This is a genomic window from Fannyhessea vaginae DSM 15829 (assembly GCF_000159235.2).
GTDB lineage: Bacteria > Actinomycetota > Coriobacteriia > Coriobacteriales > Atopobiaceae > Fannyhessea > Fannyhessea vaginae.
The window spans coordinates 12,267-27,168 of sequence record NZ_ACGK02000004.1 but is presented as its reverse complement, the minus strand read 5'-3'; the positions used below and the strand labels follow the sequence as shown (position 1 = coordinate 27,168).

The window sequence follows — 14,902 nt, the reverse complement described above, 5'->3', positions numbered from 1 at the left end:
TGCTTAGCATAAGACTTTATTTCGTATTCGTCCCCATGCATAAAGAGGTGTATGTATGATACGGATTGCATGTGACACTCATTCTCATACGCTTTTATCACGTCATGCCTTTTCAACCATTCAAGAAAACGTGCATGCAGCTGCTATAGCACGCTTAGAGTTATTGGGCTGTACGGATCACTTTTCTTCGATGATCACCAAAGAAGTTGACCTTGAGCGCGCGCAAACGTATGATTTGCGCGATTTTCAGCATTTTATTAACTATTCTGCATGGCCTTCAAGCTGGGAAGGTGTTCGTGTATTGCATGGCTGCGAAGTTGATATTGTAGACATGGAAGGCCACATTTTTGGCGAAAATATTCCCGTTCGCTATCAAATTGGTGGTCGGCTTTACGATCATGTTGAAAGTTTGGCAGATAAGGTTTGCTCGCAGTGTGATTATGCGCTCGCGTCGCTGCATAATATAGATTTTGCTCGCCAGGCATCTAAGTCTGAGGTCACGCGCATGTATATGAAAACCTTGGATAATCCATACGTGTTAATTTTGGGCCATACGGGTCGTTATGGTGTTGATTTTGATATTAAAGAGCTTTGCGCGTATGCAAAGGAAAAAGGCAAACTTATCGAGATAAACGAGGCAACGCTTGCTGGATATCCAACCAATACCTGCAAAGAAATTGCGCTTTGTTGCGCAGAAACTGAAACTATGATTACCACGGGCTCTGATTCTCACATTTCGATGCATATCGGTCAATTTTCGCACGTTAAAAAGCTTCTGGAAGAAATTCATTTCCCCCAAAAGCTCATCGCAACAACCGATTCGTCAACATTTTTACGCGTTATGCATCATGCGCTCGGCACACAAGAACCCACAAACAATTAGAGTTCTATGCGCTTGTTACAGCTCAAGCTCAAGGCCTACAGGACAATGGTCACTTCCATATATCTCGTTATAAATGGCACTTGAGGTAACCGTGTTGGCTATTCTGTTTGAAACAAGAAAATAGTCGATTCTCCAGCCTGCATTTCTTTCGCGCGAACGCATGCGATAACTCCACCAGCTGTATGCTCCTTCAAGCGTGGGGTGTGCAGATCTAAAGGTGTCGGTAAATCCTGCACCTAAAAGGCTCGAAAAGCCTGCGCGCTCTTCATCAGAAAAGCCTGCATTTTCGTGATTCGACGCTGGGTTTTTAAGGTCTATTTCTTGGTGTGCAACATTAAAGTCACCGCAGGTTATAACGGGTTTTTGAGCATCTAAACCTACCAAAAATTCGCGATACGCCTTATCCCATTCCATGCGCTCATCCAGGCGGGCAAGCTCGTTTTTAGAGTTGGGCGTGTAAACGTCTACAAACCAAAACTTTTCAAACTCCAAAGCACAAACACGCCCTTCGTTATCTGCTGCCTTGCAGCCTATGGTATGAATGGTTGATAGGGGCTTTTCACGAGAAAAGACAGCTGTTCCCGAATAACCTTTACGCTCAGCATAGCTCCATGTTTGCGTATATCCATCCAAATCGAGATCTACTTGTCCTGCCTGTAATTTTGTTTCTTGGATGGCAAAAATATCGGCATTGAGTGTCGAAAAAATTTCTAAAAAACTTGGTTCTTTTTTAAGCGTCGCTCGAAGCCCGTTTACATTCCACGATACAAAACGATACGGGTGTTTTTGTGACATATGCGATCTCCTTTATATTGCGTCGTGCACTTTGTGTAGTATAGAGATACCTACATGCCGCACGCGCTCGACATTTAGATCTTGCATGGTACGTGCGCTTGCATGGGTAACATTTCTTAAGAGGAAGTATTGCCCAACTGTGTACCATATTACATGTTTGCTTAAAAGGATAGAAGATATTCATATGAACAAGAAATGCTCCAATAGTGTTTATGCTCCAGGTTTATCTGCTGATATGGATGAGCAGCAGTTGCAAAAAATCCAAGATGGTGTTCGCCTTATTTTAGAGGGTTTAGGAGAAGACACCGCGCGTAGCGGCCTGCTCGATACGCCGACTCGTGTTGCTCGTGCGTTGCACGAGTTTATGCAGCCAACGCGTCTAACTAATCAAACTATTTTTGAAAAATCTTTTAATGCGCAATGCAATGATATTGTGGTGGTAAAAAACATTGCATTTTCTTCGTTGTGTGAGCATCATCTATTGCCGTTTTACGGTGTGGCTCATATTGCATATTTACCAAGCGCCGATGGCCATGTGTGCGGTTTATCTAAACTCGCACGTATTGTTGATAAATATGCTCATCGCCTGCAAATTCAGGAGGGTCTAACCCAGCAAATTGCCGAGGCAATTATGGATGGTACGCACGCGCAAGGGGTATATGTATGCATGGACGCAACGCATACCTGCATGTCGCTTAGAGGCGTCTGTAAACGCGAGAGCACCACGCGCACACAAAGCACGCTTGGCGTGTTTACCAACATGGATAAAAAACAGGAAGTTATGCGGTTATTATTCGGGTAAAATAGAAGAAACCGATACAATTCGCGCATTTGGAGGGCTTATTTATGCTACGTCAAGATTATTCCGTTTGGCATTGCGGACAGCATGATATTTCACTATCACGTCCTCGCATTATGGGTGTATTAAACGTCACGCCTGATTCTTTTTCAGACGGTGGAGAAAATCTTGACGCAACAAAAGCCATTGCTCACGCATTGCGCATGCTCGACGAAGGTGCAGACATTATCGACGTTGGGGGAGAGTCAACGCGGCCTGGACATACGCCTGTAAGTGCCGAAGAAGAAGCACAACGTGTGGTGCCGGTTATTCGAGGAATCTTAGAGCAAGCGCCCCAAACTGTAATTTCTATTGATACACGTCATGCGTCCGTAGCAAAAATGTGCGTTCGTTTGGGTGCTTCTATTATCAACGATGTTACGGGCTTTTCGGATCCCGAAATGATTAAAGTAGCTGCTCAAACCGATTGCGGCTGCATTATTATGCATTGGGAAAAATTTAGCAACCAGCCCATGCGAAAATCCGTTCAACTCGATAGCACACGTCCCGTACGTGAACGTATTGTTCCTCAAAGTTCGCGCCGTTTTACGCTTCCTGACGAAGGCCCCATTATGCGCTCAATTATGGGATTTCTAGGAGATCAAGCGCGCCTTCTTATGCGTGCAGGTGTTAATCACAACAGAATTTGCATAGATCCAGGACCGGGCTTTGATAAAGACGCCAACGAAAATGTAATTATTCAACGCGCTATGCACAAGCTTGTTTCTATGGGATACCCTGTCTTAACTGCCGTTTCTCGTAAAAGATTTGTAGGAGCGCTATCTTCGGTGGCAGTTGCTAATCGTCGCGATAGTGCAACGATGGGTATATGCATTGCTGCAATTGCTGCTGGTTCTCGAATCGTGCGCGTCCACAACGTTAAAATGGCAGCAGAAGTTATCAACGGTTACTGGTCTTGTTCGCAACCCGATGCGCGTCAAGCATTTATTGCGCTTGGTTCAAATACGGGCGATTATATGGCAAATCTTACCTTGGCGGTAAAACGAATCAACGAGATCCCACTTACAGGCGTTGTGCAGGTAAGTCATGTCTACGAAACCGAGCCAGCGTACGGCATTGCAACAAAAGTTGCAAACGCGGTGGTTGAAGTTCGCACCGAGCTTGCACCGCTTTGCTTGCTTGATGAGCTTATGGCAATTGAAAAAGAACTTAAACGCACACGTTCAGCTAAGTCGCGCACGCCGCAGCCGCGTACTATTGATTGCGACTTGTGCTATGTTGAAGGCGAAACACACGCAGGGCAAAAGCTCACTTTGCCTCATCCGCGCCTTGCCGAGCGTGATTTTGTGCTTGTGCCTATGGAAGATTTAATGCACGATCCAGCTCGCTTTCTTTCTCACGCAGGAATTGAGGTTTTGCCTTCCGAACAAAGAGTTGGCCATGTTATAGCAGACTTGGGCACCGTTGACTGGGAGTAGTATGAGCTGGGATAACACTAAAGATAGGACTTCTCATGAGCCGTTTTGTATTGCGCACGTACGTATACGGCCACAGGTTCCACAGCATCTCATAAGTGGCTTGCCTTGGATTTGTTCGTTAGGCATTTATGACGCATGCGCCAATACGCTTAATCATCAGGCACACATTTGTTGGCCATATCGTGTTGAAGTTGAGTTATATTACGAGCGCTTAACCTTTGATATTGTGCATCACGGTGGATGTGATGAAGGTGGCGTGTTTGTTGATATCGACATTATTTGCCAAGGTGATACACCCACCGTTCAGGCGCTTCCTGTTAATTTTGACACCATTTTGCAATCTTGCCTTATGGATCGTATTACCGCATGGCAGCATGCGCTTTCAAAGACACCAGCTGTTGCAGGCCCGCTTGCTTTTGTAGCGTCGGAATATTTTGATCATGTTGATCATATGGGACATGCAATTGCAGTTCATCCCAAAGACGGAAGTGCTCCATATACAGCTACCCTTGCTGGAGTAGACGTATGGGGTAGAGCTGTAGTAACGCTTAGCGATGCAACAGAGCGTACCTTAGCCCCCGAGCAAGCATCTTTGTGCGTGGCTTTATAAATTAAAATTCAACCTTGCAAATTATTTTTAAGTAAGGTATAACGGGTGTGAGTTTGTTTTGCACGTGTTGTTCGGCTTATGTTTACCCGTGCAAGCCTTGCTTTGGTGGGTGTTTAGCGCCTGCAACAAACTTAATTTATACATCAACTATAAGGAGGTGGGATGTATGGACGCACACAGTACAGGTCACAGTAAGAGCAAAAGTCATAGTTGCTCTTGCGGTCGAAGTAGACGTATAAATAGTTGCAAAGAAGTGCATATATCTCATCTTTGCCTGATGGTCACATATACATGTGGCACAGGAGTTGATGCTTATGAAGAACATCTGGAGCACTGTCAAACGCATTAATAACCGTAAGACCTTATCGTCATCACAAACATTTTCATCTCAAGATACTCGTGCCATTATTTCAAAACGTAAGCGTTTTGATGGTAGTGGATTATCTCAGAAAAATACGGTAGACGTTTCGCACGAAGAGCGTCTTACATTTGCGGCTACACACAGTAAAACTGCGGTGTTGGGCTATGTACAAAGCTCGCAAGAAGGTTTAACTGAGCGCGAGGTCATCAATCATCGTGCGCGTTACGGCACCAATTACATTATGCATAAACGCGAAAAAAGCCCAGTCCATCAACTTATAGAAGCGTTTATCAATCCCTTTACCGCTATATTGTTCGTGCTGGCAATTATATCTGGACTTAACGATGTTGTATTCCCGCTGCTTTCAATGTTTGACCAAACACCCGATGATTGCAGCTACACAACAGTTGTTATTATTGTTGTTATGGTAACCATTTCGGGATTACTGCGCTTTATTCAAGAGCTTAAGAGCAATAATGCTGTTCATCAGCTTATGGTGATGATTAAAACTACCTGTTCTGTTCTTCGTAAAGGCGATACAGACCAGCCTACAAACGAGCAACTTGTGCACCGCGAGACTGCTGTGCGTGAAATACCTTTGGACGAATTAGTTGTAGGAGATCTTATCTATTTAAGCACGGGTGATATGGTACCTGCTGATGTTCGCCTCATCGAAACTCACGATTTGTTTGTTAATCAGGCATCTTTAACGGGTGAAAGCGAACCTGCAGAAAAAATTGCTGCAACACAAGCGCACCAAGCGAGTGTAACCGATTACGTCAATATTGCTTTTATGGGGACAAATGTTATATCCGGAAGCGGTTGGGCAATTGTGGTGTCTACCGGCATTCATACGCTTTTTGGAAGCATGACTCGTGCGCTGGACGAAAAAGATCCTCAGACAAGCTTTGCAAAAGGAGTTAACGCGGTAAGTTGGGTGCTTATTAGATTTATGCTGGTTATGGTGCCCATTGTATTGATGATCAACGGTTTTACCAAAGGCGACTGGGTGGCTGCATCGCTGTTTGCAATTTCGGTTGCGGTAGGTTTAACGCCAGAAATGCTTCCTATGATTGTTACCACGTGCTTAGCCAAAGGCGCCGTTTTAATGAGTAAAAAGCAGACCATTGTAAAGAATCTTAATTCTATTCAAAATTTTGGTGCTATGGATATTCTTTGTACCGATAAAACAGGAACGCTTACTCAAAACGATGTTGTACTTGAATATCACTTAAACATTCACGGCGAAGATGACTTACATGTATTAAGAAGTGCATATCTTAATAGCTATTTCCAAACGGGATACAAAAATCTTATGGATGCAGCCATTATTAAGAAAACCGAGGAAGTAGAATCCGCTGATAAAGAGCTTGAGGATCTGTCAGAAGCGTACACCAAGCTTGATGAGATACCATTTGACTTTAAGCGTCGCCGCTTGTCTGTGGTTGTAAGGGGCTCCGAAGGCTCTACGGTAATGGTTACTAAAGGTGCTGTTGAAGAAATGCTTTCAATTTGCACGCAGGTTAGAGACGAAGACGCTGTAAAAGATCTTACAGCGGAAGTAAAAACCAAGATTTTACACATGGTATCTTGCCTTAATGACCGCGGATTTAGAGTCCTTGCGCTTGCGGTAAAAGACAATCCTTCACCTGTTGGCGCGTTTAACGTTAGTGACGAATGTTCGATGTGCTTTTTAGGAATCCTTGCATTTCTTGATCCACCAAAAGAAAGCGTTGCTTCTACACTTGCAGCTCTTCGTAGCCATGGTGTAACTACCAAGATTTTGACGGGCGACAACACGCAGGTTACACGTACTATTTGCAAAGCCGTAGGTTTGGAAGTGAGCTCCATTCTTGAAGGCAGCGATATTGAAGATTTAAGCGATACACAGCTTTGTGAACGCGCACAAACAACTACTGTTTTTGCAAAGCTTACGCCCGAACAAAAGGCTCGTATCGTGCGTGTTTTGCGCGAATGTGGTCACACTGTTGGGTATATGGGTGACGGCATTAACGATGCGGCTGCTATGAAACAAGCCGATATTGGAATATCGGTTGATAGTGCGGTTGACGTGGCAAAAGAGTCGGCTGATATCATTCTGCTACAAAAGGATCTAGGCGTTTTAGAGCAAGGTATTATTGGCGGTAGAAAAACGTTTGCCAATATGGTGAAGTATATAAAGATGACGGCATCTTCTAACTTTGGTAATGTGCTTTCGGTACTTATTTCTTCTGCAATGCTTCCGTTTTTGCCTATGCAAAGTATCCAGCTCATTTTGCTGAATCTTATTTATGATCTTTCCTGCACAGCTATTCCTTGGGATGGGGTAGATCGCGAGATGATCGAGCGTCCACGTGCGTGGAATGCGTCATCCATCGGTAAATTCATGATCTGTTTTGGACCTATAAGCTCAATCTTTGATGTGCTTACGTTTGCCGTTATGTTTTTAGTGATATGCCCGCTTTGCGTATCAGGCGGTATTGTATGGTGGGATTTACCAAGCGTATATAGCGGCGCGCAACTTACAAATGTAAGAGCCGCATATTGCATGCTTTTCCAAACGGGCTGGTTTGTTGAGTCTATGTGGAGCCAGACGCTGGTTATTCATATGATTCGTACGTCAAAGATACCGTTTATTCAAAGTAATGCATCGTGGCAACTTACTTTGTGCACTTCGTGCGCTATTGCTCTCTTAACGCTGATACCGTTTTCGCCGTTAGGAGCTGTTTTGGGATTATGCCCTCTACCTTTAATCTACTTTGCGTATTTAGCGATATGTGTCTTGTTGTACATGGTGCTCACAACGCTTTGCAAAAAACTGTACATTCACCATTATGGTGAGTTGCTCTAGGTTTAGCACGTATTTTTATGCACGATAATGCCTCTTTGTGTTGGGGTCATTATCGTGCATATATTATGGTGTACGTGTTATCGCGTATGCTCACTATGTTTTGCGCGCCATGTCCTAATTTGGTAGATACCGCGAACGGTGAGATCAGGGTCTACGTTTTCAAATAAGGTGGTTGCACCAGCCACCATGTTTGCGCAGCCTCCCGTAGCTATGACATGGGCATCTGGTTCGTCAAGCTCAGCTTTTATTCTGCTTACCATACCTTCAACCTGTGCTGCAGCACCAATAATAATTCCTGATTGTATGTTGGTTTCGGTAGTAGTCCCTATGGTTGCCGATGGCACTACTAACGGCACGCTCGATAATTTTGCAGCACGTGCAAATAGAGCGTGCGCCGAAAGCAAAAGTCCGGGCATAATAACGCCACCGCAAAATCTGCCCTGTTTATCAACAATATCAATATTAGTAGCAGTTCCAAAATCGACGACAATAGATGAGGGCCCATACGTGTTATACGCACTTACCGCATTGGCAACACGATCGGCACCTACCTCATGGGGGTGAGGAACGCAGATTGGTATGCCACAGTCTTGTGTTGCATCAATAACGTAGACATCAGCGCTTTGAGAGATGCGTTTCATCGCGTGTGACCATTGTTGCGTAAGTAAAGGTACCACGCTTGCAATTGCAACATGGCATATGTGACCTAGGTCTACGTTTGACATACGAAAAAACCCATCCAGATGCATTTGGAGCTCATCGGGGGTATTACTCGAAGTTGTAGTCATACGCCATAGATGAATAAGCGTTCCTTGCTCATTAAACAGACCAAGATTTGTTTGTGTATTTCCGACATCAATTGCAAGCAGCATGAGGCAAGTTCTTTCTCTAAGGGACGTGCTTATAATTTTATACAAGCATTAAAGGAACAACATCTTATGTAGGTAAGCCCTTATAGGTGGCACTTTGTGCGTTGAGTATTAGTTATCGCTTGCCCGAAAGATAAAGTTATCAATAAGACGAGTTTTCCCTATGTATACTGCAATCGCGCACAAAGCTGTTTTGTCTTGTTCAATTTCCGTAATTTTGGTAATCGTGTCAAAATCAACCATTTTAACGTAATCAATACGTGCAAGTGGCTCGGCTTCAATTATGTTTCGCATAGTGCCCACAATTTCTTGTGCATTACGAATTCCTCGCTGTGCCATATCTTGACCTGCAAAAATAGCTTTTGACAGGCAAAGTGCAGCCTTGCGTTCATCTGGAGAAAGATACGTATTGCGCGAACTTTTTGCGAGGCCATCTGCCTCGCGAATAATAGGGCATCCAATAATTTTTATATCAAAATTAAGATCTTTGACCATACGCTTAATAACAGATAACTGTTGCGCATCTTTTTGTCCAAAATACGCACGATTTGGTTGGACGATGTTAAAAAGTTTTGAAACTATCGTACATACGCCTCTAAAATGAATGGGGCGTGAAAGGCCACATAATTCCTGCGTAAGCCCTTCAACACTTACATACGAGCATGCGTGAGGAAGATACATTTCTTCTGGCTTGGGATTAAATAAAAGGCTTGCACCTGCGCGTTCACAGCAGGCGCAGTCGCGCTCTAGATCACGAGGGTAACTTTCAAGATCCTCACCCACACCAAATTGTGTAGGATTTACAAAATCTGATACAACTACAAAATCATTTTCAGCTGAGGCACGTTTTATAAGACTTTCATGGCCTTCGTGGAGAAAACCCATGGTAGGAACAAGTGCAATTGTTTTGCCTTGTGCTTTTTGTTGAGCAATTATCTTTCTTACTTCGCAAATTGTGCTGACAACGTTCATGTGAACTCCTTTATGCGACACATCGTGTTGTAATAAAACTTGCGCACGTTATATGCGCGTACACTCATGATTTGCAGTAAGAGGATCTACTGTCTAAAATCGAGCTCATTTTACCATGTGAGGCTGTCTTAAGAAACCTCATACAGGTATCGGTATCATCGATGTGCTTCTCGCACCGACACGCGCGCCTAAAACGTGGTGAAACTATGTGATTTAGCGTGCTCATCGCGCTAAAAATTAATTTTGGCGACAAACATACAAAACTCTGCTAAACTGATAAGGCTTTTTATCTTCATGTGCTAAAGCAGATGAAGATGACATCCAAGCCTGATCGGAAACCAGGCAAACAAGAAGGAGTCCTGTCATGAAGCAAGGTATTCATCCAAATTATGTAGAGTGCACAGTACGCTGCACGTGCGGCAATACATGGCAAACACACTCTACTAAATCTGAGCTTACTATCGATTTATGCGATAAGTGCCACCCGTTCTATACCGGTCAACAAAAGCTCGTTGACACCGGTGGACGTGTTCAGCGCTTCTCTAACAAATTCGGTGGAGCTGCTGCAGCTCAACTTAAGGCTGCTCAAGAAGCTAAAGAGGCAAAAGCTGCTAAAGCTGCAGAAGAAGCAGCTGCTCAAAAAGCTGCTGCCGAAGAAAAAGCTGCTAAAAAAGCAAAACGTGCTGCTGAGTTTGAAAAGCGCGCTGCAGCTAAAGCAGCTAAAGAAGCTGCAAAGCAACAGGCAGACGCTGCTGCTGCTCAAGATGCAGTTGAGCAAGCTGCCGATAAAACAGAAGACGCAGCAAAGGATGCTGAATAACAGCAGTTTTGCGCTCTGTTAACCTACCGAACTTACATATGCCGGTATCAGGAGCACCTATCTGAATAAGAAGGTGCTCTTTTTTCAGAGAAATTTTCTTCGTGAACTTGTAGATATTGCAAGCATCCATCTGTTATTGGGCATATAGTAGTTTGTACCTACTTTTGTACCTAACTTTATGTTCTTCGTTACAGCTTTGAGGAGCTCATATGCGTGACAAACTTGAAAAGCTCATTGCCGCTTATGCCGAGCTTGAAAAGAAAATGATCGATCCTGCAATTGTTGCCGATCCAAAAGAATATGCTCGTATAGCAAAAGAGCACGCACGCCAAGGCGATCTTGTTGCGCGTGCACGCGAATATCTTCAAGCACTTGATGACATTGAAGCAGCTAAAGAAATGCTTCACGATGCCGATGCAGACGAGCGAGAAATGTTGCAGGAAGATATTGCTGCAAATGAAGAGAAGCTTCCTGCGCTTGAAGACGAAATTAAGATCATGCTTATTCCGGGCGATCCCAACGATGAAAAAGATACTATCGTAGAAATTCGCGCAGGTGTTGGCGGAGATGAGGCAGCTATTTTTGCTGGTGATCTGTACAAAATGTACGAGCGCTTTGCTGAAAGTAAAAATTGGAAAGTTGAAATTCTCTCGTCGAGCCCATCGGAAGTAGGTGGCTTTAAGACCATCGAATTTAAAATGTTGGGCGAAAAAGTATATTCTGTTATGAAATACGAGTCAGGTGTACATCGTGTTCAGCGCGTTCCAAAAACCGAAAGCCAAGGTAGAATCCAAACTTCAACCGCAACGGTCGCCGTTTTACCTGAGGCCGATGAAATTGATATTCAAATTGATCCCACCGATTTACGCATAGACACCTATTGCGCGTCAGGCCCTGGTGGTCAGTGCGTCAATACTACGTATTCTGCTGTTCGTATAACGCACCTACCAACAAATACAGTTGTACAGTCGCAAGATCAGCGTTCTCAAATTCAAAACCGAGAAGTTTGTATGCAAATGCTACGCGCTCGCCTGTATGAGATGGAACTCGAAAAACAGCAAGAAGAGCAGGGTGCTGCGCGTCTTTCTCAAATTGGACACGGCAATCGTTCCGAGAAAATCAGGACGTACAATCAGCCGCAAGATCGTGTAACCGACCATCGTATTGGCTTTAATGCAACGTATAACGGTGTTCTGCTTGGAGATACGCTTATTTCTATCATCGAAGCCCTTGCTGCAGCTGAGCGTGCCGAAAAACTTGCAAAAGCCGTGTAAATAAACGTATGAATCAAACTGTCTGGACTATCAAATCAATTCTTTTGTGGACAACAGCCTACTTAACAAAAAAGCACGATGAACACCCTCGTTTATCAGCAGAAATACTGTTAAGTTCTGTTATGGGGTTTTCTCGCGTTGAACTCTATTTACACTATGATCAAGTGTTAGATGCAAGCCAACTTAACGCTATGCACCAACGTGTAGAAGCGCGCTCTCAGGGAAAACCTCTTCAGTATATTACAGGAGAAATGCCGTTCAGACATATTATTATGCAATGCAAGCCTGGTGTTTTGATTCCTCGTCCCGAAACAGAAGTTTTGGTAGATATTGGAATCGCTGCACTTAAAGAGGCTCATGAATACCATCGTCAGCCACGCGTGTTAGAAATAGGAACAGGAAGTGGCTGTATTGCTTTATCGCTTGCGTCCGAGGTTGACAGTTGTACGGTACTTGCTACCGATGTTTCTCAAGACGCTTTAGAGTTAGCTCAACGTAATTGCCAGGCGCTTCATTTGGAGCATCGCGTAACGTTTGTTTCTTGTAGCATTGCACAAGGTGTTAATCCATCTTATTATGGCCAATTTGACCTGCTTATTTCTAATCCTCCCTATGTTCCAACCTCGGCGGTTAAAACTTTACCTGCCGAAGTTGCTCTGTTTGAGCCTCATCTTGCTTTAGATGGAGGCAAAGACGGTCTTGATATCTTTCAAAAAATTTTGGAAACCGCGCCACATATGCTGCGCCCTGGTGGTATGTTATGTGTTGAGCTTTTTGAAGATAATGTTGACAAAGCCCAAGCGCTCTGTGTTGCTTCAGGCGTTTGGCAAAAAGTTTATATTGAACGCGACCTTACACATCGCAAGCGTTTTTTGGTTGCTCGGTTAAAGGGAGATTTTGGAGCTATGACCACGCAGGAACACCAGTTAAAAGCCCAACGTGAAAACAAGATTGTAAAGGTTGACCAGAATAATCCTGATCCACAGATTATTGATAAGGCGGTCGATGTTCTTGCACACGAAGGTGTCATTATTACTCCCACCGATTCTGTGTATGGTATCGGCTGTGTTGCTTTGCCTCATAACGCTGCACATAAGAGAACTTTTGAAATTAAACATCGAGATCTTCGACAAACGCTTCCCTGGCTTATAGGAGATGAGTCCGACCTCATGCGCTATGCAGTAGATGTCCCTGCATGGGCACAAAAGTTAGCGCATACGTTTTGGCCTGGCGCTTTGACCTTGGTGGTAAAAGCATGTGATGACGTTCCTCAAGAATACGTTCACGCGGATAATAAAACTATTGCTCTGCGTTTGCCAGACTCCAATGTTGTTCGCGCGCTTGCACGTAAGCTGTCATGTCCGTTGGCTATTACCAGCGCAAATACACACGGTGCTGATGCAGCTATTTCGGGAGCCACGCTTGAAGATCGCCTGATAGATGAGGTTGATTTAGTGCTAGACGCAGGATCTGCACCTTTGGCAGTTGCTTCAACTATTGTTGATTGCACACAATCGACCCCTAAAATTTTAAGAATTGGTGCAATTGATCCTCATGATATTATGGAGGCACTTAGCGCCCAAGCATAGTGGTACGCTATAAGCGTAGAAAAATTGTACATACTTATAGAAAGGCTGCATCATGAAAGTTGCCATCGGTTCAGATCATGCTGGTTTCGAGCAAAAACCTGCGCTTGTTGAATGGCTTACATCGCTTGGCTACGAAGTTATTGATTTAGGCCCTACAACAGATGCTCGTTGTGATTACCCCGATTTTGCTGATAAAGTTGCACGTTATGTTGCAGAAGGAAAAGCAGATCGAGGTATTTTAATATGCGGCACTGGTATTGGAATGGCTATAACTGCAGATAAAGTTAAAGGTGTTCGCGCAAGCTGTATTCAAACGCCTCATTTTGCCCACTTGTTCCGCGAGCACAATAACGGAAATGTTGTTTGCATATCGGGTCGTTTTACCCCGTACGAAATAAATCGCGATATTGTTAAAGAGTTTCTTACCACCGAGTTTGCAGGTGGTCGTCATGCTGGCCGTGTTGATAAAATCATGCGCGAAGATGACGATGCATTTTGCGGTGTGTGCGCGTAACTCAAGGTTTGCAAAGCCAGCTTACGCGCTTGATAGTTGGTTATCATAACAAGTGGAGCTTTGTTTCCACTTGCACAGAGCACGTCAGAAAGGACGCATCATGGAATTTGACAGCAAACGTTTTACGATTATTGATCATCCACTTGTACAGCATAAATTGCATCTTCTTCGCGATGAAAATACGTCAACCAAACAATTTCGTGAGCTGGTAAGTGAGCTTGCTATTTTTGAAGGCTATGAAGCTATGCGCGATTTTCCTTTGGAAGACGTCGACGTTAAAACTCCATTAGAAGTTGCTCACTGTAAAAAGATTTCGGGCAAAAAAGTTGCCATTATTCCAATTTTACGTGCTGGTTTGGGTATGGTCGATGGTATTTTGCAACTTACTCCGTCTGCACGTGTGGGGCATGTTGGTATGTATAGAGACCCCGATACACATGAGCCTCATCAGTATTATTGCAAGTTCCCCGAAGATATCGAAAATCGTACCTGCTTAGTGGTTGATCCTATGCTTGCAACTGGAGGTTCTCTTACCGCTGCTATTCATTTTCTGCGTGAGGCAGGCGTAAAAGATATTCGTGCACTCACCTTGGTGTCTGCACCTGAAGGTGTTAAAGCAACGCTTGACTTTGATAAGGACGTCCGCCTGTTTACGTGCGCTCTTGATCGTCAACTTAACGAGCACGCCTATATTCTTCCTGGTTTAGGTGATGCGGGCGACCGTATTTATGGAACTAAATAAAAGGCACAACGCAGGTTGTATATTGTTTTGTTGACATCTATCGTGTTGTGGTTTGGCTCAACAAAACAAACTGCTATGCGTATTACCTGTTCATTCAATTCAAACGATTAACATGTGACGTATACCTATAATGCCTATGTCATTATAGGTATACGTGTATATGTGCACATTTTGTATCAAATGCGTGATGATGACTTCAGGTAATGGACAAGCTTAAGAGATAAGACTAGACTTTCTAAACTTGGTTAAGGAAATTGGTTCTTGCCGTGTGTATTTGTGCTTTGCGTAGCTGTATACTGGTGTGTGTTACGCGTACGTATTGCATAAGGGAAAGACCAAATATGA

The 14,902-nt window shown here is 43.9% G+C and carries 13 protein-coding genes; 10 read left to right on the top strand and 3 right to left on the bottom strand.

The genetic code is table 11. The features are described from left to right. Nucleotides 1–55: 55 nt before the first annotated feature. A complete protein-coding gene (locus HMPREF0091_RS05375; RefSeq protein ID WP_006303295.1) occupies nt 56–883 on the top strand; it encodes a PHP domain-containing protein in 828 nt (275 codons plus the stop codon). Nucleotides 884–898: 15 nt separating this feature from the next. Here the strand turns inward: HMPREF0091_RS05375 and HMPREF0091_RS05370 are convergent, their stop codons facing one another. Beyond that, nucleotides 899–1,678 (bottom strand): exodeoxyribonuclease III, encoded by a 780-nt coding sequence (locus HMPREF0091_RS05370; RefSeq protein WP_006303294.1) that lies wholly within the window; start codon nt 1,676–1,678, stop codon nt 899–901. A 184-nt stretch (nt 1,679–1,862) separates the two neighbouring features. On the opposite strand from HMPREF0091_RS05370, the gene folE reads away from it, so the two are divergent. From folE to mgtA, 4 genes are all read left to right on the top strand, one after another. Further along, the gene (folE, locus tag HMPREF0091_RS05365; RefSeq protein ID WP_010241247.1) at nt 1,863–2,480 is read left to right on the top strand and encodes a GTP cyclohydrolase I FolE; all 618 of its coding nucleotides are present in this window, start codon (nt 1,863–1,865) and stop codon (nt 2,478–2,480) included. 44 nt (nt 2,481–2,524) lie between these two features. Further along, nucleotides 2,525–3,955, top strand: coding sequence for a dihydropteroate synthase (folP, locus tag HMPREF0091_RS05360; RefSeq protein ID WP_006303292.1), 1,431 nt, complete (start codon nt 2,525–2,527; stop codon nt 3,953–3,955). 1 nt (nt 3,956) lies between these two features. Then, nucleotides 3,957–4,565 (top strand): hypothetical protein, encoded by a 609-nt coding sequence (locus HMPREF0091_RS05355; protein ID WP_006303291.1) that lies wholly within the window; start codon nt 3,957–3,959, stop codon nt 4,563–4,565. 314 nt (nt 4,566–4,879) lie between these two features. Beyond that, the gene (gene mgtA / locus HMPREF0091_RS05350) at nt 4,880–7,777 is read left to right on the top strand and encodes a magnesium-translocating P-type ATPase (RefSeq protein ID WP_010241239.1); all 2,898 of its coding nucleotides are present in this window, start codon (nt 4,880–4,882) and stop codon (nt 7,775–7,777) included. Nucleotides 7,778–7,854: 77 nt separating this feature from the next. Here mgtA and HMPREF0091_RS05345 read toward each other — a convergent pair whose 3' ends face one another. Next, nucleotides 7,855–8,649: a type III pantothenate kinase gene (locus HMPREF0091_RS05345; protein WP_006303289.1), complete on the bottom strand. Its 795-nt coding sequence runs from the start codon at nt 8,647–8,649 to the stop codon at nt 7,855–7,857. Between the two features lie 108 nt (nt 8,650–8,757). Further along, nucleotides 8,758–9,618, bottom strand: a complete 861-nt coding sequence (gene panC, locus HMPREF0091_RS05340) for a pantoate--beta-alanine ligase (RefSeq protein ID WP_006303288.1) — start codon at nt 9,616–9,618, stop codon at nt 8,758–8,760. A gap of 364 nt (nt 9,619–9,982) precedes the next feature. Between panC and rpmE the strand changes: the two genes are divergently transcribed. The 5 genes from rpmE to upp all read left to right on the top strand — a co-directional run bounded on the left by rpmE (nt 9,983) and on the right by upp (nt 14,557). Continuing rightward, nucleotides 9,983–10,438 (top strand): 50S ribosomal protein L31, encoded by a 456-nt coding sequence (rpmE, locus tag HMPREF0091_RS06340; RefSeq protein WP_006303286.1) that lies wholly within the window; start codon nt 9,983–9,985, stop codon nt 10,436–10,438. A gap of 209 nt (nt 10,439–10,647) precedes the next feature. Beyond that, the gene (gene prfA, locus HMPREF0091_RS05330; protein WP_006303285.1) at nt 10,648–11,712 is read left to right on the top strand and encodes a peptide chain release factor 1; all 1,065 of its coding nucleotides are present in this window, start codon (nt 10,648–10,650) and stop codon (nt 11,710–11,712) included. Nucleotides 11,713–11,720: 8 nt separating this feature from the next. After that, on the top strand, nt 11,721–13,301 hold the full coding sequence (gene prmC, locus HMPREF0091_RS05325) for a peptide chain release factor N(5)-glutamine methyltransferase (RefSeq protein ID WP_006303284.1): 1,581 nt from the start codon (nt 11,721–11,723) through the stop codon (nt 13,299–13,301). A gap of 52 nt (nt 13,302–13,353) precedes the next feature. Beyond that, on the top strand, nt 13,354–13,815 hold the full coding sequence (gene rpiB / locus HMPREF0091_RS05320) for a ribose 5-phosphate isomerase B (RefSeq protein ID WP_006303283.1): 462 nt from the start codon (nt 13,354–13,356) through the stop codon (nt 13,813–13,815). Between the two features lie 100 nt (nt 13,816–13,915). Continuing rightward, complete coding sequence (upp, locus tag HMPREF0091_RS05315; protein ID WP_006303282.1) at nt 13,916–14,557, top strand: uracil phosphoribosyltransferase; 642 nt, start codon at nt 13,916–13,918, stop codon at nt 14,555–14,557. Nucleotides 14,558–14,902: the final 345 nt, after the last annotated feature.